Raw genomic sequence first — 685 nt, forward strand, 5'->3', positions numbered from 1 at the left:
CGGGCCATTGCTGAACTGCTGGAACGGCTCAATGAACGTCCCTTCAAGAAATTACCAGGTTGCCGTCGGGAGGCGTTCGAGACGCTGGACAAGCCGGCGTTGCATCCGCTTCCGGTACACCCCTATGAGTTCGCCCAATGGAAGAAGGTACGGGTGCATATCGACTATCACATCGAAATTGATGGGCACTACTACTCCGTCCCTCATCAACTGGTAAAGAAGCAGTTGGATGCCCGCTTTACCGCTACGACGGTGGAGTGTTTCCACAAGGGTGAGCGTATCGCCAGCCACGTCCGTTCCACCGTCAAAGGCCACCATACCACCACGCCTGAACATATGCCAAAGTCGCACCGTGAATATGCCGAATGGACACCGCAACGGCTGGTCCGCTGGGCAGAACAGACCGGGCCCGCCACGGCTGGGTTGATCCAACAAATTCTGCAACGCCGGAACCACCCGCAACAGGGCTTTCGCTCTTGTCTCGGCATCATGCGATTAACCAAGGGCTATGGCGATGAGCGACTGGAGGCGGCTTGCCGCCGGGCACTAACGCTTGGTGCTTGTAGTTACAAAAGTATCGAATCGATTCTGCGCAAAGGCCTCGACCGCTCAACGCTCCCACAGCAACAGGAACTCGAACTCTCTCTCGAACAAGACAATATCCGTGGCTCGGACTATTACCACT

1 protein-coding gene is annotated in these 685 nt (G+C 56.2%); it reads left to right on the plus strand.

Going from position 1 to position 685, the window contains the following annotated elements; all coding sequences use genetic code 11:
- The coding region (locus tag O9K64_RS23480; protein ID WP_420493193.1) for a Mu transposase domain-containing protein at positions 1-685 on the plus strand (685 nt) is incomplete at both ends.

It is taken from the genome of Sedimenticola hydrogenitrophicus (assembly GCF_029017505.1).
Lineage (GTDB): Bacteria > Pseudomonadota > Gammaproteobacteria > Chromatiales > Chromatiaceae > Sedimenticola > Sedimenticola hydrogenitrophicus_A.